Source organism: Acinetobacter sp. KB005 (assembly GCF_049949095.1).
Lineage (GTDB): Bacteria > Pseudomonadota > Gammaproteobacteria > Pseudomonadales > Moraxellaceae > Acinetobacter > Acinetobacter calcoaceticus.
The window spans coordinates 3,159,806-3,180,596 of record NZ_CP188191.1 but is presented as its reverse complement, the minus strand read 5'-3'; the positions used below and the strand labels follow the sequence as shown (position 1 = coordinate 3,180,596).

Sequence of the window (20,791 nt, the reverse complement as noted above, 5' to 3'; positions counted from 1 at the left end):
AGGAGAATTCTATGAATATTGTACAAGACAAAAATATGCTTCCTGATGATCAATGGATTGATGTGTGTGCACTAGATGATTTAACCCCAAACACTGGCGCGGGTGCGCTAGTGGGTGATCAAGCAGTTGCAATCTTCCGAGTTGGACATGAAAAACGCGTTTATGTGTTAAGCAATAAAGATCCGTTTAGCCAAGCAAATGTCATGAGCCGCGGCATTATTGGTGATTTACAAGGCGAGCGTGTGATCGCATCACCGATTTATAAACAACACTTTAGTTTGGCTACTGGTCGCTGTTTAGAAGATAAAGACCAGAAACTTTCAGTTTATCCAAGCAAAATTGTTGATGGTCGTGTTTTGATCAACCCCGTGCCACAAAAAACTTATATTACCAATACAGGTGTCTCTCAAGACAAACTTAAACTAGTACTGATTGGTAATGGCTTAGCAGGTATGCGTTGCCTAGAAGATTTACTCGACATGGCGCCAGATCGTTATGAAGTAACGGTGATTGGTGAAGAACCTTGGGGTAACTACAACCGTATTATGTTATCTCCGGTTTTATCGGGTGAAAAAACCATTGAAGACATTATGCTGCACCCACCGAAATGGTATAGCGACAAAGGCATCAAATTTATTGCAGGCGACAAAGCTGTAAAAATTGATCGCCCACGTAAAGTTGTTTACACCGAAAAGGAACAAACAGTCGATTATGACCGTTTGATCTTGGCAACCGGTTCTGCGCCATTTATTCCTCCAGTTCAAGGTGTCGATTTAAAAGGTGTTTTAACCTTCCGTGATATTTATGACGTTAACACCATGATTGAGTACTGCGGTTCAAAAACCAATGCAGTAGTGATTGGTGGTGGCTTACTTGGTTTGGAAGCAGCTTACGGTTTAAAGCAACGTGGTATGAACGTGACCGTATTGCATTTAATGGACCGCATTATGGAGCGTCAACTCGACGGCCGTGCTAGCCAGTTACTTCGTCATAGCATTGAGCAAAAGGGCATTAATATTATTACCGAAGCCAATACAGAAGCATTGGTAGGTGATGAAAATGGTCATGTAAAACAGATTCGACTAAAAGACGGTACTGTTTTAGATGCTGACCTTGTGGTTTTTGCAGTTGGTATTCGACCAAATATTAGCTTGGCACAAAGTGCAGGTTTACGCTGTAACCGCGGCGTATTGGTGAATGACACTATGCAAACCTTTGACCCAAGTATTTACGCGGTGGGTGAGTGTATTGAACACCGTGGGCAAACATTTGGTCTGGTTGAGCCATTATGGGGTCAAGCCTTTATCTGTGCGACGCACTTGGCTGAGCATGGTAGTTTGACCTTTAAGGCACCGACTGTACCAACCCAGTTAAAAGTCAGTGGTGTCGATGTATTCTCTGCGGGTAATTTTGAACCGAAAGATGATTATGAAGACATTATCCTGAACGATGAAAAACGCCAGATTTACAAACGCATTATCATTCAAAGCGATCGGGTAATTGGTGCAGTATTGTTTGGTGATACTGAAGATGGCATGTGGTATGCAGAGTTAATCGCAGATCAAACCCCTGTTTCTTCATTCAGAAATAAACTGTTATTTGGTCGAGATTTTGCATTAAAAAATGCAGGCTAAATAGGGAAAGGAGCAGTTATGAACAGTATTCCAAGCGTTGAAATCGATAGCTCCGATCATGTGGCAAAAACAACTAAAACAACATGTCCATATTGTGGTGTTGGTTGCGGTGTCAGTGTACACGTTCAACAAAAACCTCAAGGGCCTGTGGTTCAAGTTGAGGGGGATGCAGAGCATCCTTCCAACTTTGGACGCCTATGCATTAAAGGTAGCCGTCTTGCGGATACTTTGGGGTTAGAAACACGTGTTTTACAGCCAATGATGGGACGTAAGTCTCATCGGACTGTAACTACATGGGACGATGCAATCGATAAGATTGCCGATAAATTTCAGTCGTGTATCGACAAATATGGTCGTGATAGCATCGCCTTTTATGTTTCAGGACAATTGCTTACTGAAGACTATTATGTCGTTAACAAATTTGTAAAAGGCTATTTAGGTACAGCCAACATCGACACTAACTCAAGATTATGTATGTCATCAGCGGTGGCTGGACACAAACGTAGCTTTGGTGAAGATCTTGTACCAGCAAGCTATGAAGATTTTGAACACACCGACATGGTGGTATTGGTAGGTTCCAATACTGCATGGTGTCATCCGGTACTTTATCAACGGATTATGCAGGCAAAGAGCCAAAACCCAGATATGTTTGTGGTAGTGATTGACCCACGCTTTACCAGTACCTGTGAACAAGCCGATTTACATTTGCCGATTTTACCGGGTCAAGATGTCGCCTTGTTTAATGGCTTATTTCAATACTTATATCAAAATGGTCATGCCGATCAGGCGTTTGTCGATACATATACCGAAGGCCTACAAGAAGTTTTGGCGAGCAGTCAGCCAGAAACTGATATGGAGTATGTGGCAAAGCGTACAGGAATTGCACTAGATAAGTTACAGCAGTTCTTTGAGAAATTCGCTCAGACAGAAAAAGTGGTAACCCTATTTTCAATGGGTGTGAATCAATCCACTCAGGGTGTAAATAAAGCCAATAGTATTATTAACTGTCATTTACTCACTGGAAAAATTGGCAAACTGGGCGCAGCACCGTTTTCAATGACAGGCCAACCCAATGCGATGGGTGGCCGAGAAGTGGGTGGCTTGGCAAATATGCTAGCAGCTCACATGGACTTAGATAACTCACTGCATCAAAAAGTCGTGCAAACCTTTTGGGATAGCCCATTTATTGCTAATCAAGCAGGTTTAAAAGCAGTTGATTTGTTCCGTGCTGTTGAATCAGGAAAAATTAAAGCCATCTGGATTATGGCAACTAATCCAGTTGTGAGTTTGCCAGATGCAGACCAAGTCAAACGTGCATTAGAAAAATGCGAGCTGGTCGTGGTGTCAGATATTTGTGCAGATACAGATACGACAGCATATGCTGATATTTTACTTCCTGCTTTAGGTTGGGGAGAAAAAGACGGTACTGTAACTAACTCTGAACGCCGTATCTCTCGTCAGCGTGCTTTCCTACCTGCTCCAGGTGAAGCAAAAGCAGACTGGTGGTCAGTGAGCCAAGTTGCGAAAAAATTAGGCTTTAATGGTTTTGACTTTGCGGGCCCTAGTGACATCTTTAATGAGCATGCGGCACTATCTGCACAAGATAATGTAGATATAGATGCGCGTGAAGAAAGTAGTATTTTTCGTTATTTTAACCTTAAAGGTTTGATGAACTTAAATGCTGCTGAGTACGATGCTCTGCAACCTCTACAATGGCCAGTGTGGGATAAAACCCAAGATGCTAAAGCCGTTCAGCAACTGTTTGGGAAGGGCCAATTTAGCTATAAAAATGCGAAGGCAAAACTGATTCCAACGGTCGCAATTGATCCGGTTCATGCAGTTTCAGAAGACTATCCACTCATTTTGAATACTGGCCGTATTCGTGATCAGTGGCATACCATGACCCGTACTGGCTTGTCAGCAAACTTAACCAGTCACCGCGCAGAACCATTCTGTGAGATTCACCCGAGCGATGCGCTAAAGTTTGGTGTGCGTGATCAAGGTTTGGTTGAAGTTCGTTCAAAGTGGGGAAGTTGTGTATTGCGTGTGACATTCTCATCAGGTGTACGTCGTGGGCAAATTTTTGCACCCATTCACTGGACTGAACAAGTTGCTTCCGATGCCCGCATTGGTAAAGTCGTTAACCCAGAAGTGGATGCAATTTCAGGCGAGCCTGAGTTTAAACACACACCTGTCACCATTCAGCCGTTCTATACCACTTGGCAAGGCGTGCTCTATGTTCGGGAAGGATATGATTCGCATATCCAACAATCGCTACATCACTGTGCATGGTGGACTAAGGTCAAAATGGTTAAAACCAACCGTTATGAGCTTGCAGACCGCCAAACTTTTCATGATACTCAAAAGAACCTGAAAAATTTCTTACCATTTGCCGATGAAACTTTTGAATGGTTAAGTATTGAAGATATCTCTTCACAACTGAGCCATAGCGTTATTTTGAAAGATGGCATTGTAATTGCAAGTTTATATATTGCACCGCCAGATTTATTGCCAGACCGTGATTGGGTGGCTAGTCTGTTTAAACGTGAACGTTTAAGTGCCTTGCACCGCAAAGCTTTGCTAGCAGGTATGCCAATGTCGGCTACTAATAATGATGGGCCTTTAGTGTGTAGTTGTTTTAAAGTAGGTAAGAATAAAATTATTGAAGCGATAAAAACACAAAACATTACCCATGAAAAACAGGTCACTGTTTGTTTAAAAGCAGGTGGAAACTGTGGTTCATGTTTACCCGAAATCCGTGGCCTGATTAAAGCTTGCCAACAGGAGGTGGAAGTGTGAATAAGGGATATCCCGTAACTGATCTGGTCATTCTGGCGGGGGGGCAAGCCCGCCGTATGAACGGTTTAAATAAGTTGTTGCAGCAATTTGATGGTGAACCCCAACTTCTTAAAATTCATCAGAAATTAAAATCATCGGTATCTGAACTTTGGGTCAATAGTCATCGCGACTACTCCATCTATCAAAGTATTGTGCCAGATATTAAATGTTTTCAAGACGATGCTTCTGGATTTTTCGGCCCACTGATGGGTATGAAAAGTGCGTGGTCTCATGTAGAAGCAGATTATGTTTTGTTTATTCCCTGTGATGTGACCTATGTACCAACACAAGTCGTTGCGAAATTGCATAGTGCACTTAGGAAAAATAAACAAGCTCAAGCGGCTTATGTGTCAATTAATGGAGATGCCTTGTACCCATTTTGTTTGTTAAAGCGTGAAAGCCTAATCACGATAACAGAGCAAATTGAAAAACAACGCTTAAGTTTGAAAGAATGCTTTAAGCTTTTACATGCACAAGTCGCCATATTTCAAAAACAAAATTTATTTTTTCATAGCATCAATTCTCTAGATGAGCTTCAGCAATACAAACAAATCACAGCATTTAAAGAAATTTTTACAGCAAATTAACGATGTATTTGAATAGCTTTTAACCTTACATTGGTCGTGCGAAAAACGTTTTTAATATTTGTGCCGTTGACTATTTATTATATAAGTTCTATTTTGGAACTTGTTGTTTTAGTTCCATCTATATGCATAAAAATAAAGGGAGTCAATCGAAATGGTAGAAGCGCTAAAGGAAAACAAAACGGATGTTACCGCATGTATTTTGTGTTCAAGAAATTGCGGTTTAAGTGTCGAAATTAAAGATAATCAATTTGTCAAAATTAAAGGTAATCCTGAACATCCATTTTCACAAGGTTACATTTGTCAAAAAGCCGCAAGATTACAGCATTATCAGCAGCATGCAGACCGTTTGACTACGCCATTAAAACGTCAACCAGATGGTTCATTTCAAGAAATTAGTTGGGACAATGCTATACAGGAAATTGCCGAACGTTTAGTCCAGATTAGAGATAATTTTGGCGGTACCGCTTTTGCTTCTGTTGGGGGCGGTGGTCAAGGTAATCATCTGGGTGCAGCTTATGGTCGACAACTTTTGCTAGCCATGAAAAGTTATTATGCTTACAACTCTCTTGCCCAAGAAAAAACGGGTGATTTTTGGCTGAATGGACGTTTATTTGGAAATCAGGCCTGCCATACGACAGAAGATGTTGAATACGCTGATTATGTTCTTTTCATTGGCACAAATCCGTTTCAGGCACATGGGATTCCAAATGCACGAGACACGCTAAAGCATATTAAAAAAGACCCCAACCGCACCATGGTGGTATTTGATCCGCGCGTTACCGAAACGGCCAAACAAGCAGATATTCATGTGCAGTTAAAACCCGGGACAGATGCTTTTTTAATGTCGGCCATGATTGCCATTATTATTAAAGAACAACTTTATGATTTGAAGTTCATTGAACAGCATACACAAGGGTTTGAAGAGGTAAAAACAACTTTTAGCCGTGTCCCAATTGAAGAATATATTGCAAAAGCTGATGTTCCAGTCGATTTAATTTATCAAGTTGTTCGAGATTTTGCCAAAGCTAAAAGAGGCTGTGTGCGCATCGATTTAGGTATTCAGCATACTTTAAATACGACATTAAACGGATATTTAGAAAAACTACTGTATTTATTGACTGGAAACTTTGGAAAACAAGGCACAAATAATTTACACACCATGTTTATTCCAATTTTAAGTGATACCGATGAAAGAAAATCGAAATATCGACGTAGTGTTTACCATAAAATGTTTCCGATCTCAGGTTTTTTCCCACCCAATATTTTGCCCGATGAAATATTAAAAGCAGGCGAAAAACGAATTCGCGCAGTTTTTGTTGATAGCTGTAATCCTTTATTAACCTATCCTGATACACCTGCATACGAAAAAGCATTTAAAGCATTAGATTTGTTGGTTGTGGTCGATGTTGCCATGACGGAAACAGCTAGGTTTGCAGATTATATTTTGCCGGCACATACTCAGTTTGAAAAATGGGAATTTACTGGGTTTAATCTTGAGTTTCCTAAAAACGGTTTTCACCTGAGACATCCGGTATTCACTGCCCAGGGCAATACGTTACCCGAAGCAGAAATTTATACACGATTACTTGAAGCCATGAAGGTCATTCCTAAAAGCTTTCCAGTGTTAGAAAAAATAGCCGCGGTCGACTCGAAAAAAACAGCCTATTTACCTTATCTGTCAGCTTTGGGTTTAACTTTTGCTCGACATAAAAAATACATTCCTTTTGCAGCTTCAATTCTCTATCGCACTTTAGGTAAACATCTAAAGAACTCAGCAGCTTCAACGGCATTCTTATTACCACTGTCTATTCAATATTCGGTTTTACATACTAAAGCTGTGCGCCGTGCAGGTTACAAAGGTAATCCTTTAACATTAGGTGTTCGGTTGTTTGAGCAAATTTTAAATCAGCGTTCAGGTGTGGTGTTATCGCAACATGAATATGACGAAGTTTGGAAGCTTGTTGCATACAAAGACAAAAAAATACGTCTGGCTATTCCCGAAATGTTGAGTGAGTTGGCAAATTTAAAAAATCATCAATTTAGTATTGAAGAGTTTCCTTTCGTACTTTTGTCGGGGGAGCGCCGTAGTTATAACGCTAATCAGATTTACCGTGACCCTGCATGGCGAAAAGTAGATGCAGAAGGAGCTTTGCGAATTCATCCTGAAGACGCAACAAACTTGAATGTAGCAGTAGGAGATCAACTCAAATGTATCTCACAACACGGAGAAATTCAGGTAACCGTAGATTTTGATGAGGGTATGCGAAAAGGTGTTGTGTCACTTCCACATGGCTATGGCATGCGCTTTCAAGGTGGAGAGCCAATAGGGCCACAATTAAATCTTCTGGTGTCTGGTGAACATTGTGATCCTTTATCGAAAACGCCGTACCATAAATATGTACCCATCCGTCTAGAAAAATGCTAGAAATAATGTAGGGCATATAAGAGATTGACGTCGCACTAAATTTATACAGTTATAAAATTACAGTTGAAGTGGTGCGGCAAAAGTTCTATTAAAAAGCTAAGAAGTTATGGATGATAAATAGAATTGGAACAAATTTTGCATAAACAGCAGAGCACTATTGAAGAGCAAATTTCTATTTTAATTGCTCTGAAAAAGTGCCGCAATATTTGAACTGTTCTCGATATGAGTGCAAATGATGAAACAATATCACTCTGAACATACGCCTTTGGTTCTTCGAGACCAATATGGCCGTATAAAGCGAAAGCTACGTATTTCCGTAACTGATCGCTGTAACTTTAAGTGTATATATTGCATGCCTGAACATCCTGAATGGTTAAATAAGCAAGATCTGCTTGGTTTTGAGGCACTCTTTCAATTTTGTCATTTTATGGTGCAACATGGTGTTGAAAGTATTCGCATTACAGGTGGCGAACCATTAATGCGTCAAGGCATTGTGCATTTTGTTCGTGAGTTACAGGCCTTGAAAGCGCTGGGCTTAAAACGTATTTCAATGACTACAAATGGGCATTACCTTGCAAAATACGCTAGGCAGTTAAAAGATGCCGGATTAGATGACCTAAATATTAGTTTAGACAGTCTTGATGCTATTCAGTTTAAAGAGCTAACCAAGAAAAAATTAGAACCCGTTCTCGAGGGTATTCAGGCTGCTAAGGATGTAGGATTACCATTCAAAATTAACTGCGTACTAATGAAAAATAAAAACGACGATCAGATCTTACCGATGGTTCAATGGTCAATCGCCAATCATATTCCTTTACGTTTTATTGAGTTTATGCCGCTTGATGGCGATGCGCTTTGGTCAAGTAAAGATGTGGTGAGTGAGGCTGAAATTTTACAAGCTTTGCAACCACATTATTCAGTAGAGGTTGTCGAACAACAGCATGAGCCAGCACGCCAATATCTAATCAATAATAGTTACTCTCTTGGAATTATTTCCACAATCACTCATTCATTTTGCCATCAATGCGACCGTATACGGTTAACTGCACAAGGCGAACTCTACAACTGTTTATTTGCACCGCAAGGTCTCAATATTAAACCGCAGCTTCAATCATTATTACGTGCACGTACGACAGCTGATCATGCAATGTATATTCAACAGTTAACAGATATGGTTATGCCATATATTTGGCACAAAGCTAAAGGCTTTCATGCCTTACAACATCAACAAACCCGTAAAATCAGTATGCATATGCTTGGGGGATAAATGCAGCAATCTATCCAAATTAAAATAGAAGCGTTTGGTGCAATTGAAAAATTGCTTCCTCAAAACCTTTCGTTGGTTTGTCCCAATCATATTTTGGTTAAAAATGTATTAGATGAAATTGTTTCATTACATCCAGAATGTACACAAGCCATGGAAAAATGTGCATGTGCGATTGGCGATAATGTCATAACGAGACAATCTACTTTAAGTGAGCCATGTACTTTGGTTTTATTGTCACCAGTTGCAGGAGGATGAATCATGCGAGATTTTGCACGTATACAAGAGCAGGCTTTAAGTTTAGATACTTTTGATCCTATCCAATCATTTCCTGAATGTGGTGGAATCGATATTTTTATAGGTACGGTTCGTAATCATCATGAGGGTAAAGCTGTTAAATCGTTGAAATATACGTCCTATAAGCCACTTTCTGAAAAAATGATACGTGAAATTGAACTGGAAATTGAGAAAAAGTATCAGGTATCTTATGTGCGGGTCGTTCATCGGATTGGTCATCTGGATGTAGGTGAGACAGCCATTATTGCGATTGCTTATGCAGCCCATCGCCGTGAAGCTTTTCAAGCATGTGAAGAAGCGGTTGAGCGGGTGAAACATGAAGTACCAGTTTTTAAAGAAGAGTTCTTTACAGATGGTACAAGTCATTATGTAGAAGGTTGTTGTATTCGCAAAGATGCACCTCAAGAACACAAGCATCACCACCATCATGCCGGCCATGAACACTCACACTGAAATATGCACCACTAGGATAAATAATGAAAAACGTAGGAATGAAGCCGGAAAGTTATCGTGTTGCTGAAGCACAAGCGATTTTATATGCACCTCCACATTGTATTGAGCTATTAAAACAAGGGAACACCGAAAAAGGCGATGCATTAAAAACCGCACGTGTGGCAGGAATCTTGGCAGCCAAACGAACCGATGAGCTGATTCCTTTGTGTCATCCACTGCCGATTTATCGTGCAGATGTTGAATATGAACTAGAACATGATTTTGTAAAGATTATTACCGTGGTCGAAACTATTGGCCCTACTGGGGTAGAAATGGAAGCCCTCACGGCTGCAAGCCTTGCAGGTTTAACCATTTACGACATGTTGAAACCGCATTGTGAGCCAGAAGAACTCTGGATGGATCAATGTAAACTGCTTAAGAAAAAGGGCGGAAAATCGCACTTTAAACGTGTTCTTCGTCAACCCGTTTCAGCTGCTGTTATCGTGTTATCCGACACTGTTGCAGCCGGTAGAAAACCCGATACAGCTGGAAAATCTGTGGTTGAAACTTTAACTGAAGCAGGGTTTGATCCGATTCATTATCAAATTTTGCCTGATGAGGCGGATACTTTAAAAAACTTAGTGCTTGAGTTGAGTAAGTCATACGCATGCATTATGACGGTGGGTGGAACCGGAATTGGTAAGCGTGACATTACGGTCGATACATTAGAGCCACTTCTTGAGCGTAAGCTAGACGGTTTAATGGAAGCTGCACGATCTTTTGGACAAAAACGCACACCTTATGCGGCAATGTCACGTGGGGTAGCTGGTTTTATTGATCGCTCATTGGTGGTGACTTTACCGGGAAGCCGTGGTGGAGCAAGCGAATCAATGGCTGCCATTTTACCAGCATTGGTCCATATTTTTGATGTGTGCCGTGATTTACCGCATCCAGGAGGATATGAGTAATGTCAGGTTGTGGTACAGAGCGTGGATTAATTAGTGTAGATGAAGCACTTGAGTTGATTGTTAAGCAGCCAAAAAAGTTGGGTTCGGTTAACCAAGTTCTTCAAAACAGTCTAAGTAGATATCTCGCTAAAGAAATTTATTCAGAAATTAATCTGCCAAGCTTTTCTCAAAGTGCTGTGGATGGTTACGCACTTTGTAGCCATGCGGAAGATTTAAATAATCAAAAATTTCAGGTTACAGGCGAGATCCGTGCGGGAAGTGAGAGTCATGACGTACTTAATGAAGGTCAGGCTATCCGCATATTTACAGGTGGTAAAATTCCAGAAGGAACAACACATGTTGCTCGGCAGGAAATCGTATCAGTTCTTTCGACCCAAGAAATTTGCTTAACTGAGCATATACGTCCCCAAGCTGATATTCGATTTACAGGTGAAGAAGTCCAGAAAGAACAATTGCTGGCACAAACAGGCCAATTTCTTAATATTGGAAGCTTGGCTGCCTTAAGTATGGCAGGTGTGCAAACGGTTGAAGTTTATCGTGCACCGAAAGTCGCTGTTTTGGTGACTGGTGATGAAGTTGCAGAAACGGCAGAAGATCTTGTCGACGGCAAAATCTTTGATGCAAATGGGCCATTATTAAAAGCTTGGTTTGAAGATTATGGCTTGGATGTTGAACTGATTCATGTGGCAGATGAGGCAGAGCAAGTCACACATTACTTTAATCAGTTAAAAGACAGCCATGATGTCATTATAACGACAGGTGGTGTATCTGTAGGTGATTATGACTTTGTACGACCATGTGCTTTTGAGGTTGGTTTTGAACAAATCTTTTGGAAAGTAAAACAGAAACCTGGGAAACCGCTATTCTTTGCTGAATATTCAAACCCAGAAACATATCATTGTTGTTATTTGCTCGGTTTGCCGGGTAATCCCGCTGCGGTCTATGTGTCTATGCAGGTGTATGGTAAGGCATTACTAGATACTTTACAGGGAAATCAAGCAGGGCCAGAGTGGTTTAGTGCGATTTTAGATCATGATTTAAAAGAAGATGCGCGTGAACGTTTTTTACGAATGTATGCTTATTTTGAAAATGGACAGCTTAAAATAAAAAGTCTGGCAAAACAGCAATCACATATGCTGAGTAATTTAATGCAGGCCAATTGTCTGGTTCGAATTCCGGCAGGCGTAAAACTGGAAGCAGGCAATATATTGAAGGGTGTATTTATTTCAAATTAATTATAAAGGATGATAAATATGACTCATTATGAAAATGAGTGGGTTATATTTATTTAGCAATTTTTAATAATAACTTTCTCTTTTTTCATAATGAAAATTTTTTTATAAAGTTGATAAGAAGTTATTTTTATAATGAATCTTGCATAAATCGTAGTAAGTGGTTTAGGGTATAAACAATAGGGCCGTTGGGCTAGGAAATATCGAGGAACGCATAAAGATGAAATGGGATGACATCGGTGATCAACCTTGTTCGGTTGCTCGTATGCTATCAGTGATTGGCGATCGATGGACGATGCTAATATTACGTAATGCTTTTATGGGAATACGACGTTTTGACGATTTTCAAAAATCATTAGGCGTAACTCGTCATGTCCTTTCAGATCGTTTAAAACGTTTGGTTGAATATGAAATATTAGCCAAAGCTCCTTATTTTGATCGTCAAGAACGCTTTGAATACAAACTCACTGATAAGGGCTTTGAACTTTATCCAATTATTTTGTCTATGGCGAATTGGGCAGATAAATGGATGGATCAAGGCTTAGGCAAGCCACTAGAATATCGTCATAAAACTTGTGGACATAAGTTTGAACCAGTCATGGTATGTTCGGTTTGCCATGAACCTTTACATGCAAAACAAGTGCAAGTTTCAGCTGGGCCAGGTTATTTTGCATATATTGAACAAAAACAGAAACAAGCTTAATTTTTCTCTCTATAAATTATGAAGACTCTTGTTGAATAGCATCAGCTAGAGTCTTATAAATGTGGTCATGATTTGACTGTGTTACATTAAAACGTATGAATTGACCAGCATTAGGAGCTTGGCTAAAAGCATTGCCTGGCGCAAGAATAACATTATGATTAATACAATATTTCGCAATTTTTGAAGCTTCAATACCCTGTGGCAAATGGCACCAAACAAAAATTCCCGCTTGAGGCTTAATCCATGGCTTTATACCCAGAGGTTCAAGTTTTGTAATGGTATCGTGCATTGCTTTTGCTAAACGAACTTTTAGTAATTCTATATGTTTACGGTAAGAGCCATCTGTTAAAGCGGTAAGCAAAACTTCAGCAGAAACACCATTGTGAGAAAAACTTGTGGCAATTTTTAGGTCGGTGAGCTGATCCACCCATTCAGGTTTGGCAATAATATAGCCACAACGAATAGAAGCAGATAATGTTTTAGAAAAGCTTCCAATAAAGATGACGCGTGAAAGATTATCTAAAGCCGCGAGCCTAGGAGCTGGTGTATATTCAAAATCTGAGAAAATATCGTCTTCAACTACTATTAAGTTAGATTGCTCAATCAATTTTAAGAGTTGGTGCGCCGTAGAAAGAGAAAGCGTTGCTCCAGTTGGATTGTGAATTCCTGAGTTGGTGATATAAAGACGTGGGTTATAAGTATCAATTGCTTCTTTAAATGCTTCTAGGTCGGGACCTGTTGGTGTGTAGGGAATACCAATGACCTTGACTTGATGAACTTTAAGCAATGCATGAAAATTAAAATAACAAGGATCATCAATCAGAACGACGTCATCGGGCTTTAGTAAAAACCGGAAAACTAAATCGATCGATTGAGTACCAGAATCTGTCAAAAGTACTTGATTCAGATTTGCATCTATTCCTTTTGATTGAGCACGCCTTGCTAATAAATCCCGCAAAGGTGGTAAACCTAACGGGGTTGAATAACCCATTAAACAAGCGTCTGCACTCCTTGCAGCCATCCTTAAAGCTTTACGAATACTGTCTAGTGGCATCCAGTCATCAGGTAGCCAACCGCAGCCGGGCTTAAAAACATCTGCTTTCGCTTCTAAAGACTGACGCGAAATCCATAGAGGGTCTACTGAACGATCTAATTTAGGGCCTAACTCACTTAAAGCTAAGGGTGCGAGCGGACCGACAATATAAAAACCAGATCCAGTTCTTGATTCGATTTTGCCTAAAGCAATTAATCTTTCATACGCTTCTACAACAGTTGATACTGAAAAACCCAAATCATTTGCTAACTTGCGAACAGAGGGTAAGCGTGCTCCGGGCATTAAAGATCGATTTTTTATTTGTTGCTCAATCTCTGAAATGACAATTTCAATTTTTGTTTTGCTCTGGTTCACGGGCTTACAATCTCAACTGTACTGGTTGTGAGTACATAACAGTTCTTTTAAATTGTACTGCTTTGTATCTGGTTTAATCACCTTAGCACAGCTTAAATTCTTCGTATAGTGACGGAGAAAATTATGAATAGGTTTATGAATGGCTGGGTAAATGGTTTTATTGGCGTGGCTATTTTTGCAGGGTCACTACCCGCAACACGTGTAGCTGTAATGGGGTTTGAACCGGGCTTTCTAACCGCAGCACGTGCGGCAATTGCTGGTATTTTAGGACTTATTCTTATATTGGTTTTAAAACAAAAGAAACCAGCCAAACAAGATTGGTGGCCTCTTGCCATTGTTGCTATAGGGGTGGTGATTGGTTTTCCGTTATTTACCGCCCTCGCTTTGCAATATATGAATGCAGCTCATTCAATTGTCTTTGTTAGTCTTTTGCCGCTTGCAACTGCAATATTTGCTGTACTGAGAGGTGGAGAAAAGCCGAATCAATTTTTCTGGATATTTGCTGTCTTGGGGAGTGTGGTTGTTTTCGCATATATGTTTTTTATTTCTGGTGATACATCACTTGGAATAGGGGACTTTTATATGTTGATGGCGATTATTTTCTGTGGCTTTGGCTACGCAGAAGGCGGTGTACTTTCAAGAAAAATAGGCGGGTGGCAGGTCATTTGTTGGGCGCTCATTTTATCATTACCCTTCATGCTGTTTCTTACTATTTTTTATATGCCTACTTCTTTCCAGAATATATCGGCATCAGCTGTAGTTGGCCTCATTTATGTGTCTTTGTTTAGCATGCTTATTGGTTTCTTTTTTTGGTATAAAGGACTTGCCCAAGGTGGTATTGCTACGATTAGTCAACTACAACTCTTACAGCCTTTAATAGGTCTAGCCATTGCGGCAGCCTTATTGCATGAACATGTGAGCTGGTCGATGTTGGTGGTTACAGCAGCAACCCTTTTATGCGTCGCTGCTGCTAAAAAGTTTGCTTAGCTTTATAAACAATTTGCTGGTTTAGGAACACCTGCCAAACGACTTAAATGGCGGGCAACTAAACCAGTATTAAATTGTTGCTGCAACACGGCATTGTTAATATCTGGACTTACTGTTTTCATTAAAAATTTAATCAGTGGGCGAGTTGCTGGAGAGTGCCCAAACTGTTGATAAAACTGACGCACAGCAGCTAAAACTTCGAAATGCCAATCGGTTAGTTCAAGATCAAGTGACTTGGCAAGCTCTTGTGCAACTTCAGGATTCCAAATTGTATAATCAACCAAATGACCATCTTGGTCTAATTCTAAATTCATGAAACTAGCCTAAATCTATTATTTAAGAGAAATACAGCGATTAAACGTTAAAACCAGATCTGCAAATTGATCATAGTCGAGTACATTCATCTGAGCTAAAGTATCGGCATCGAGTAAATCTTTTTCGATACTTAAGCATGAAACAGATTTAAACTCTTGAATAATTTGAGCTGAAAGCCGCGCAACAGAATCACCCATAAAAATAATTTGGTCACCTACCTGATAAAGATGACCTAATTCATCAATAATATTTGGTGTATTGTGATAAGTAGATTGCACGAGATAAAGTGTTGATGGATTCATTAAATTTACACCTTCATCTACCAATATAAGACATGGTCAAAAGACTGAATGAACTCATTATTTAACTGAATGAATTCGAGCTCTTGTTCTGTTTGTCGAACAAAAGGATTTTGTTGATTTTTGCTTTCGATAAGAATGGGGCTTAAATCATAAAATTCAAAGCTTTCGACCATATTTGATGCTACTTTGAAGGTATGATGAAATTGGTTAAAGCTCAGATCATTTTGCAAGAGACTAAGAGCAGCATCTTTCAATAATACTTTGACTGGCGAGCCAAAGGTTGCTAAAACCATAGTAGCGGAAAGGCTTTCATTGATTTGAAGACTAGTTAAGTTGGCTTGGCTTAAAATGACGAGTACAGATTTCACACAATATACCTTTTAAAAGCAACAATCTAAGCAAACAAAGTAACTTAAAATTGAATAAGACGAGATGCTGACTGTACCGCATCAGCAAGTTCACCTAACCCGACGAGTTGAAAGTCTTTGGCAAGGTTGTAATGAGTAAGGTGATGGCGACTGGCATTTTCTGCATCGGTAATACCACGAGCGAGGGCAGCACTCACACATACAGGAAGTCGAATCGAAAGCTTTTGCCATTCATGCGTTAAATTACGCTGGTCGTCAGGAACCCATTGAAAATCATTAGCAACCTGCACGCCATCTTGGTAAAAGAATACACGAAAGTCTTCATTTTTACTTTTGAGTGCCTGGGCAAGTCCTAACGCATGCCAAGCATGAATGGAAGTAGGAGCAGAGGTAATTAGTAGTAATGTACTCATTAAGAATTCACTATGGTCATACGTCTAAATGGGCGTAGATGCATTAAGAGAAAGGTAAGTATACAATGATTTTAGTGACAGGTGGTTTAGGCTTTATCGGTTCACACATTGCTTTGAGTCTAATGGCCCAAGGGCAAGAAGTGGTAATTGTCGATAATTTGGCTAATTCGACCTTGCAAACGCTGGAACGTCTAGAGTTTATTTCTGGTATGTACGTTCCATTTGTTAAACTTGATGTACGTAATACACCTGCATTGAATAAGGTCTTCGAGCAATATTCAATTGATGCAGTTATTCATACTGCTGGGTTTAAATCAATTGAAGAATCTAATCTTAAACCTCTTGAATATTATAATGATAATGTAAGTTGCATCATGAGTTTACTGCGTGCCATGCAACGCACAGGTGTTCGTCACTTTATTCAGCTGTCAAGCCTTGCAGCTTATGGAAAATCTGGTTTGCAATTAAGCGAAACAGAAGAATTTAATTACACTTATCCTAATCCTTATATTAAGTCTCAACAGATGATTGAAGAAATTATCCGTGATACTTATAAAATTGATCATGAGTGGAAAATTGCGATTTTGCGCTTATCTAATGTTGTAGGTGCATTTGAACATGGGGTACTCGGAGAGTATGTCGCACAGCTACCTAAAAATATTGTACCGCTTGCGATGCAAGTTGCAGCAATGCAACGCGATTTGATTGAATTACAAGATCAAGCTGAAACATCAGACCATACGACTGAGCGCAGTTTTCTACACGTTTTAGATGTGTGTGAAGCTGTAACTGCAAGCTTACATTGGCTACGTGATCAAACACATTGTTGTGAGGCATTCAATATTGCCCATGACCAAGTTCACTCTATTCGTCAATTACTAGATGAAATTTCACAGGTAACTCAAGCTGAAATTGCGACTCAACCTGCGATTTATAAACATGTTGAGTTAGGGCAGGTTGGGGCAGACATAACGAAAGCAAAAACATTATTGCAATGGACACCTAAACGCTCGTTAAAACAAATGATTGAAGATGAATGGCGTTTTTATCAAAATACATTAAATGGAAGATAAGATAATGATTCTTATTTACAATAATGGAATGCTTGAGTACGATATTAAAAATTAATTAGCCAGAGCAAATACTTGCTTCAGCCCGTAAGTTCTTTAACCAGACAACTGAGGTTTCTATGCAAACACGAATTGAACATGACACTATGGGTGAGATTGAAGTTCCAAATGAAGCATTGTGGGGAGCACAGACTCAACGCAGCTTACAGAACTTTAAAATCGGGCAAGAACGATTACCACGTGCCATGATTCGAGCAATGGGGCTAGTAAAAAAGGCTGCTGCGATAACCAATGCTGAACTTGAACAGTTACCGCAAGATTTGAGCCAATATATTGTGGGCGCGGCTGAAGAAGTAATTGATGGTAAATGGGATTCCCAGTTTCCTTTAGTTGTATGGCAGACTGGTTCTGGTACGCAAAGTAACATGAACTGCAATGAAGTGATTGCAAATATTGCAAACCAAAAATTAGGTCAAGTGTTAGGTGCCCAAAAACCTGTACATCCAAATGACCATGTCAATCGTGCTCAATCAACGAACGACTCATTTCCAACGGCAATCCATGTTGCTGCAAGTTTGCAAATTAATGAATTACTCATTCCAGCTGTAGAGCAGCTTAAAGCGACTTTGCAAAAGAAATCTGATGAGTTTCAATCTATTGTTAAAATTGGTCGTACCCATTTACAAGACGCAACGCCATTAACATTAGGTCAAGAATTCAGTGGCTATGTCTCTCAGCTTGAGCATGGATTAGTTCGTTTGCAACAGGCATTAACAGGCTTATATGAATTACCATTAGGTGGTACTGCGGTAGGTACAGGGCTAAATGCACATCCTGAATATGCAGTGAAAGCAGCGGATCAGCTTGCTTTACTTACGGGCTTACCATTTGTGACTGCTCCAAACAAATTTGAAGCACTTGCAGGACGTGATGCTGCTGTTTTTGCTTCTGGTGCATTAAAAACGCTTGCAGTCAGTTTAAATAAAATTGCGAACGATATTCGCTGGTTGGCCAGTGGTCCACGTTGTGGTTTCGGTGAAATCCGTATTCCTGAAAATGAACCTGGTTCAAGTATTATGCCAGGCAAAGTAAACCCAACACAAAGTGAAGCAATGACCATGGTTGTTGCTCAAGTGCTTGGAAATGATACGACCATTAATGTGGCTGGTGCTTCAGGTAACTTTGAATTAAACGTATTTATGCCAGTGATTGCTTACAACTTATTGCAGTCTATTCAGTTGCTTGGCGATGCTTGTAATAGTTTTAATGATCACTGTGCGGTGGGAATTGAGCCTAATCAGGATAAAATTGATCACTTCTTACATAACTCTCTCATGTTGGTCACTGCTTTAAATCCAGTGATTGGTTATGAAAATTCTGCAAAAGTTGCCAAGACTGCCTATAAAGAAAATAAAACTTTAAAGCAGGTCGCTGTTGAGCTTGGTTTGGTTACGGCAGAGCAATTTGATGAAGTGGTTAAACCTGAAAAAATGGTTTCACCAAATAGTAAATAATCTCTTCTAATGGGCTTTTTTATTGTCAAATACTTCTGTAATATCCGCGAGTTGCTAAGTACAACAAAAGTCCTGAATGATCAGCGCAAAAAATCATAAGGGGAAGGCCTGCTTGAAAAAGTGGGCTTTTTTTATACCTTGAAATACTAATGTCATATCTAGACTTTAATTTTGCTACGTTATTTTATTCTAAGTTCAAATAAATGAAAAAGACTAAATCAATAGTTGTTTTAGCAATAGCCGCTTGTACCTTGTCCGGTTGTCTACAAATGTTTCCACCTTCTGTAGCTGAGGTGAATCCTGGTGTTTACCAACTTCATGCTCAAAGTAATGCATTTGGTTCAAGAGAAGCTTTGAGGTCAAAGTTAATCGGTAAAGCAGAAGAAATATGTAAAGATAAGGGTTTTGATGAGTTGGATAGTAATAACAAAATCGTAAATCATCATACTGTCTATAATTCAGGACTGCTTATTCCAGTGAATACCAAAGCAGCCGTTTTGAAAGTTAAGTGTAAAGATTAATTTAAATAGCAGTAAGCCCATATGAGAGTTAGTTCTCTCAGACATATGACGGTACAAGAAACCCGACTCAGTATCGACTAATGGCGGGGTTTTTTATTGTTAAGTATTTCTGTAATATTTATATATTAGTTTGGCGCTGAACGATTAGTGCTAGAAATCAAAAGAAGGGCGGATCTTTTTTTTCGCTAGCTTCATTTCTGCTTGAGAAGATGAAGTGAGCTTTTTTATTATTTAAGAAAAAACATAATTTTTTAGATGGAATTTAAATAGTGATGTACACAATTAGATATGTTCATCGGAACAATACTTACTATATTGCTTCGAATATCGAAGGGAATTTTATTATTCTTGAGTCAATTGATTCAGAATTCCGTATGGGCCATCAAATTTCTTATGATGGTGAGAAGGTATTTAACCTTACTTTGAATGATGAAACTGATGCAGTCATTAAACTACAGAGTGATGAAAAAACAGCATATGAATACTTACTTTCGGTTAAATAAATTAGCTTTTTAGTGTGAGATATTTCTGTAAGAACTAATTAAGAGTAAAAGGCACTTCACAAAATAAAAAATTTAAAAAGCTTTGTTTCTTTTCAAAAAGCTATGGTATGGTTAATCACGCTTTAATTATGGGCAGTTAAAATACATGAACTGTTTTTTGAATAAAATCACTACCACCACCACGACCTTTAAGGAAGGCTGCGTGTGATTTTTTATTAAAGTGAATTAATAAGATAACCAAACCCAGCCAATAATGGCTGGGTTAATTTTTCTCTGTTCATTATTGGTTTTATAGAGAAAGATTATGAAAAAACTCAGTAGTAACTCAAAATCGGCTTTACTCGTTATTGATATGCAAAATGGCTTATTTAACGGGGACCCTAAGCCACATAATGTCAAACTTGTACTTTCAAATATTCTTAGCCTTATTGAATATTGCCGGTTGAATGATAGACCAATTATCTTTATTCGGCATGTCGGTGAGAAAGGCACACTATTAGATCCAAACAGCCCGAACACTCAACTAATTACAGACTTATCTTTTAATCCACATAAAGATACAGTCATTGAAAAAATGTACCCGAGCAGCTTTAAAAATACTGTTTTAAAAGAAGTATTAGAGAAAATTGATATTGATGAAATCATAATGACTGGAATGAAAACTGAATATTGTATTGATACTACTGTTAGGGCTGCTTCAGAGTATGGATATAAAGTGACACTAATTTCAGATGCACATACAACAACTGATTCAGCAGTTTTAAATGCTCCGCAAGTCATTGATCATCATAACCAAGTTTTAAGCAATGCTTTTGCTCAGTTAAAAACTACAGCAGAGTTTATTTCTTCAGTTTAGTTTAGAACTAGGGCGAACAACTTTATTAAAAAGTCTTATTAGCTGTGTATCTATTACGGCATAAGAAGCCCTGCTAAAGACAAGTTATTGGTGGGGTTTATAGCGATGGCAAGAATTGAGCCTGCATTAACAAAGAGCTCTTTTCGGAGGGCTT

The 20,791-nt window shown here is 39.2% G+C and carries 21 protein-coding genes; 16 read left to right on the top strand and 5 right to left on the bottom strand.

Translation table 11 applies throughout. The features are described 5' to 3' along the window. Window positions 1–11: 11 nt before the first annotated feature. From nirD to ACPF64_RS15195, 10 genes are all read left to right on the top strand, one after another. A complete protein-coding gene (gene nirD, locus ACPF64_RS15240) occupies window positions 12–1,634 on the top strand; it encodes a nitrite reductase small subunit NirD (protein WP_005039944.1) in 1,623 nt (540 codons plus the stop codon). Between the two features lie 18 nt (window positions 1,635–1,652). Then, window positions 1,653–4,433 carry a molybdopterin-dependent oxidoreductase gene (locus ACPF64_RS15235; RefSeq protein ID WP_426454288.1) on the top strand — a complete coding sequence of 927 codons (2,781 nt, stop codon included), beginning with the start codon at window positions 1,653–1,655 and terminating at the stop codon, window positions 4,431–4,433. Beyond that, window positions 4,430–5,059, top strand: a complete 630-nt coding sequence (gene mobA / locus ACPF64_RS15230) for a molybdenum cofactor guanylyltransferase (protein WP_017392201.1) — start codon at window positions 4,430–4,432, stop codon at window positions 5,057–5,059. Before ACPF64_RS15235 ends, mobA begins: the two co-directional genes overlap by 4 nt. 151 nt (window positions 5,060–5,210) lie before the next feature. Next, a complete protein-coding gene (locus ACPF64_RS15225; RefSeq protein ID WP_426454285.1) occupies window positions 5,211–7,484 on the top strand; it encodes a molybdopterin-dependent oxidoreductase in 2,274 nt (757 codons plus the stop codon). A 226-nt stretch (window positions 7,485–7,710) separates the two neighbouring features. Continuing rightward, window positions 7,711–8,751: a GTP 3',8-cyclase MoaA gene (gene moaA / locus ACPF64_RS15220; protein WP_426454283.1), complete on the top strand. Its 1,041-nt coding sequence runs from the start codon at window positions 7,711–7,713 to the stop codon at window positions 8,749–8,751. Then, window positions 8,752–9,006 (top strand): hypothetical protein, encoded by a 255-nt coding sequence (locus ACPF64_RS15215; RefSeq protein WP_005039954.1) that lies wholly within the window; start codon window positions 8,752–8,754, stop codon window positions 9,004–9,006. It abuts the gene before it with no gap. Window positions 9,007–9,009: 3 nt separating this feature from the next. After that, the gene (locus ACPF64_RS15210) at window positions 9,010–9,498 is read left to right on the top strand and encodes a molybdenum cofactor biosynthesis protein MoaE (RefSeq protein WP_005039956.1); all 489 of its coding nucleotides are present in this window, start codon (window positions 9,010–9,012) and stop codon (window positions 9,496–9,498) included. Between the two features lie 23 nt (window positions 9,499–9,521). Beyond that, complete coding sequence (gene moaCB, locus ACPF64_RS15205) at window positions 9,522–10,445, top strand: bifunctional molybdenum cofactor biosynthesis protein MoaC/MoaB (protein WP_426454280.1); 924 nt, start codon at window positions 9,522–9,524, stop codon at window positions 10,443–10,445. Further along, window positions 10,445–11,680 carry a molybdopterin molybdotransferase MoeA gene (locus tag ACPF64_RS15200; RefSeq protein ID WP_426454278.1) on the top strand — a complete coding sequence of 412 codons (1,236 nt, stop codon included), beginning with the start codon at window positions 10,445–10,447 and terminating at the stop codon, window positions 11,678–11,680. Before moaCB ends, ACPF64_RS15200 begins: the two co-directional genes overlap by 1 nt. Before the next feature lie 217 nt (window positions 11,681–11,897). Then, window positions 11,898–12,380 carry a winged helix-turn-helix transcriptional regulator gene (locus tag ACPF64_RS15195; protein WP_004643133.1) on the top strand — a complete coding sequence of 161 codons (483 nt, stop codon included), beginning with the start codon at window positions 11,898–11,900 and terminating at the stop codon, window positions 12,378–12,380. A gap of 16 nt (window positions 12,381–12,396) precedes the next feature. Here the strand turns inward: ACPF64_RS15195 and ACPF64_RS15190 are convergent, their stop codons facing one another. After that, the gene (locus ACPF64_RS15190; protein WP_426454275.1) at window positions 12,397–13,788 is read right to left on the bottom strand and encodes a PLP-dependent aminotransferase family protein; all 1,392 of its coding nucleotides are present in this window, start codon (window positions 13,786–13,788) and stop codon (window positions 12,397–12,399) included. A gap of 123 nt (window positions 13,789–13,911) precedes the next feature. Here ACPF64_RS15190 and ACPF64_RS15185 point away from each other — a divergent pair, with 123 nt between their 5' ends. Beyond that, a complete protein-coding gene (locus tag ACPF64_RS15185) occupies window positions 13,912–14,775 on the top strand; it encodes a DMT family transporter (protein ID WP_426454273.1) in 864 nt (287 codons plus the stop codon). 2 nt (window positions 14,776–14,777) lie between these two features. On the opposite strand, the gene ACPF64_RS15180 is transcribed toward ACPF64_RS15185, so the two are convergent. From ACPF64_RS15180 to tusD, 4 genes are read right to left on the bottom strand one after another with little or no spacing between them, the layout of a single operon-like run. Then, a complete protein-coding gene (locus ACPF64_RS15180) occupies window positions 14,778–15,089 on the bottom strand; it encodes a TusE/DsrC/DsvC family sulfur relay protein (RefSeq protein WP_003652222.1) in 312 nt (103 codons plus the stop codon). An 18-nt stretch (window positions 15,090–15,107) separates the two neighbouring features. Beyond that, window positions 15,108–15,392, bottom strand: a complete 285-nt coding sequence (locus tag ACPF64_RS15175) for a DsrH like protein (protein ID WP_416658150.1) — start codon at window positions 15,390–15,392, stop codon at window positions 15,108–15,110. A gap of 17 nt (window positions 15,393–15,409) precedes the next feature. Continuing rightward, window positions 15,410–15,760: a hypothetical protein gene (locus ACPF64_RS15170; protein ID WP_416658149.1), complete on the bottom strand. Its 351-nt coding sequence runs from the start codon at window positions 15,758–15,760 to the stop codon at window positions 15,410–15,412. 44 nt (window positions 15,761–15,804) lie between these two features. After that, a complete protein-coding gene (gene tusD, locus ACPF64_RS15165) occupies window positions 15,805–16,173 on the bottom strand; it encodes a sulfurtransferase complex subunit TusD (protein ID WP_003652216.1) in 369 nt (122 codons plus the stop codon). 65 nt (window positions 16,174–16,238) lie between these two features. Here tusD and ACPF64_RS15160 point away from each other — a divergent pair, with 65 nt between their 5' ends. The 5 genes from ACPF64_RS15160 (at window position 16,239) to ACPF64_RS15140 (ending at window position 20,637) form a co-directional block, all read left to right on the top strand. Continuing rightward, a complete protein-coding gene (locus tag ACPF64_RS15160; RefSeq protein WP_426454270.1) occupies window positions 16,239–17,246 on the top strand; it encodes an NAD-dependent epimerase/dehydratase family protein in 1,008 nt (335 codons plus the stop codon). A gap of 116 nt (window positions 17,247–17,362) precedes the next feature. After that, window positions 17,363–18,757 carry a class II fumarate hydratase gene (gene fumC / locus ACPF64_RS15155; protein ID WP_426454268.1) on the top strand — a complete coding sequence of 465 codons (1,395 nt, stop codon included), beginning with the start codon at window positions 17,363–17,365 and terminating at the stop codon, window positions 18,755–18,757. Between the two features lie 203 nt (window positions 18,758–18,960). Beyond that, complete coding sequence (locus tag ACPF64_RS15150; RefSeq protein WP_281830793.1) at window positions 18,961–19,278, top strand: hypothetical protein; 318 nt, start codon at window positions 18,961–18,963, stop codon at window positions 19,276–19,278. Window positions 19,279–19,550: 272 nt separating this feature from the next. Continuing rightward, window positions 19,551–19,781 carry a hypothetical protein gene (locus ACPF64_RS15145; protein WP_004643124.1) on the top strand — a complete coding sequence of 77 codons (231 nt, stop codon included), beginning with the start codon at window positions 19,551–19,553 and terminating at the stop codon, window positions 19,779–19,781. A 304-nt stretch (window positions 19,782–20,085) separates the two neighbouring features. After that, window positions 20,086–20,637, top strand: a complete 552-nt coding sequence (locus ACPF64_RS15140; RefSeq protein WP_426454265.1) for a cysteine hydrolase family protein — start codon at window positions 20,086–20,088, stop codon at window positions 20,635–20,637. Window positions 20,638–20,791: the final 154 nt, after the last annotated feature.

Excerpts from the sequence above, each read along its gene's own strand:
- ACPF64_RS15140 (WP_426454265.1), top strand. The coding sequence starts at position 20,086 with ATGAAAAAACTCAGTAGTAACTCAAAATCGGCTTTACTCGTTATTGAT.
- ACPF64_RS15215 (WP_005039954.1), top strand. The coding sequence starts at position 8,752 with ATGCAGCAATCTATCCAAATTAAAATAGAAGCGTTTGGTGCAATTGAA.
- ACPF64_RS15200 (WP_426454278.1), top strand. The coding sequence starts at position 10,445 with ATGTCAGGTTGTGGTACAGAGCGTGGATTAATTAGTGTAGATGAAGCA.
- ACPF64_RS15145 (WP_004643124.1), top strand. The coding sequence starts at position 19,551 with ATGTACACAATTAGATATGTTCATCGGAACAATACTTACTATATTGCT.
- ACPF64_RS15160 (WP_426454270.1), top strand. The coding sequence starts at position 16,239 with ATGATTTTAGTGACAGGTGGTTTAGGCTTTATCGGTTCACACATTGCT.
- ACPF64_RS15225 (WP_426454285.1), top strand. The coding sequence starts at position 5,211 with ATGGTAGAAGCGCTAAAGGAAAACAAAACGGATGTTACCGCATGTATT.
- nirD (WP_005039944.1), top strand. The coding sequence starts at position 12 with ATGAATATTGTACAAGACAAAAATATGCTTCCTGATGATCAATGGATT.
- ACPF64_RS15235 (WP_426454288.1), top strand. The coding sequence starts at position 1,653 with ATGAACAGTATTCCAAGCGTTGAAATCGATAGCTCCGATCATGTGGCA.
- ACPF64_RS15195 (WP_004643133.1), top strand. The coding sequence starts at position 11,898 with ATGAAATGGGATGACATCGGTGATCAACCTTGTTCGGTTGCTCGTATG.
- ACPF64_RS15180 (WP_003652222.1), bottom strand. The coding sequence starts at position 15,089 with ATGAATTTAGAATTAGACCAAGATGGTCATTTGGTTGATTATACAATT.
- fumC (WP_426454268.1), top strand. The coding sequence starts at position 17,363 with ATGCAAACACGAATTGAACATGACACTATGGGTGAGATTGAAGTTCCA.
- tusD (WP_003652216.1), bottom strand. The coding sequence starts at position 16,173 with ATGAGTACATTACTACTAATTACCTCTGCTCCTACTTCCATTCATGCT.
- ACPF64_RS15175 (WP_416658150.1), bottom strand. The coding sequence starts at position 15,392 with ATGAATCCATCAACACTTTATCTCGTGCAATCTACTTATCACAATACA.
- ACPF64_RS15150 (WP_281830793.1), top strand. The coding sequence starts at position 18,961 with ATGAAAAAGACTAAATCAATAGTTGTTTTAGCAATAGCCGCTTGTACC.
- ACPF64_RS15210 (WP_005039956.1), top strand. The coding sequence starts at position 9,010 with ATGCGAGATTTTGCACGTATACAAGAGCAGGCTTTAAGTTTAGATACT.
- ACPF64_RS15185 (WP_426454273.1), top strand. The coding sequence starts at position 13,912 with ATGAATAGGTTTATGAATGGCTGGGTAAATGGTTTTATTGGCGTGGCT.
- moaCB (WP_426454280.1), top strand. The coding sequence starts at position 9,522 with ATGAAAAACGTAGGAATGAAGCCGGAAAGTTATCGTGTTGCTGAAGCA.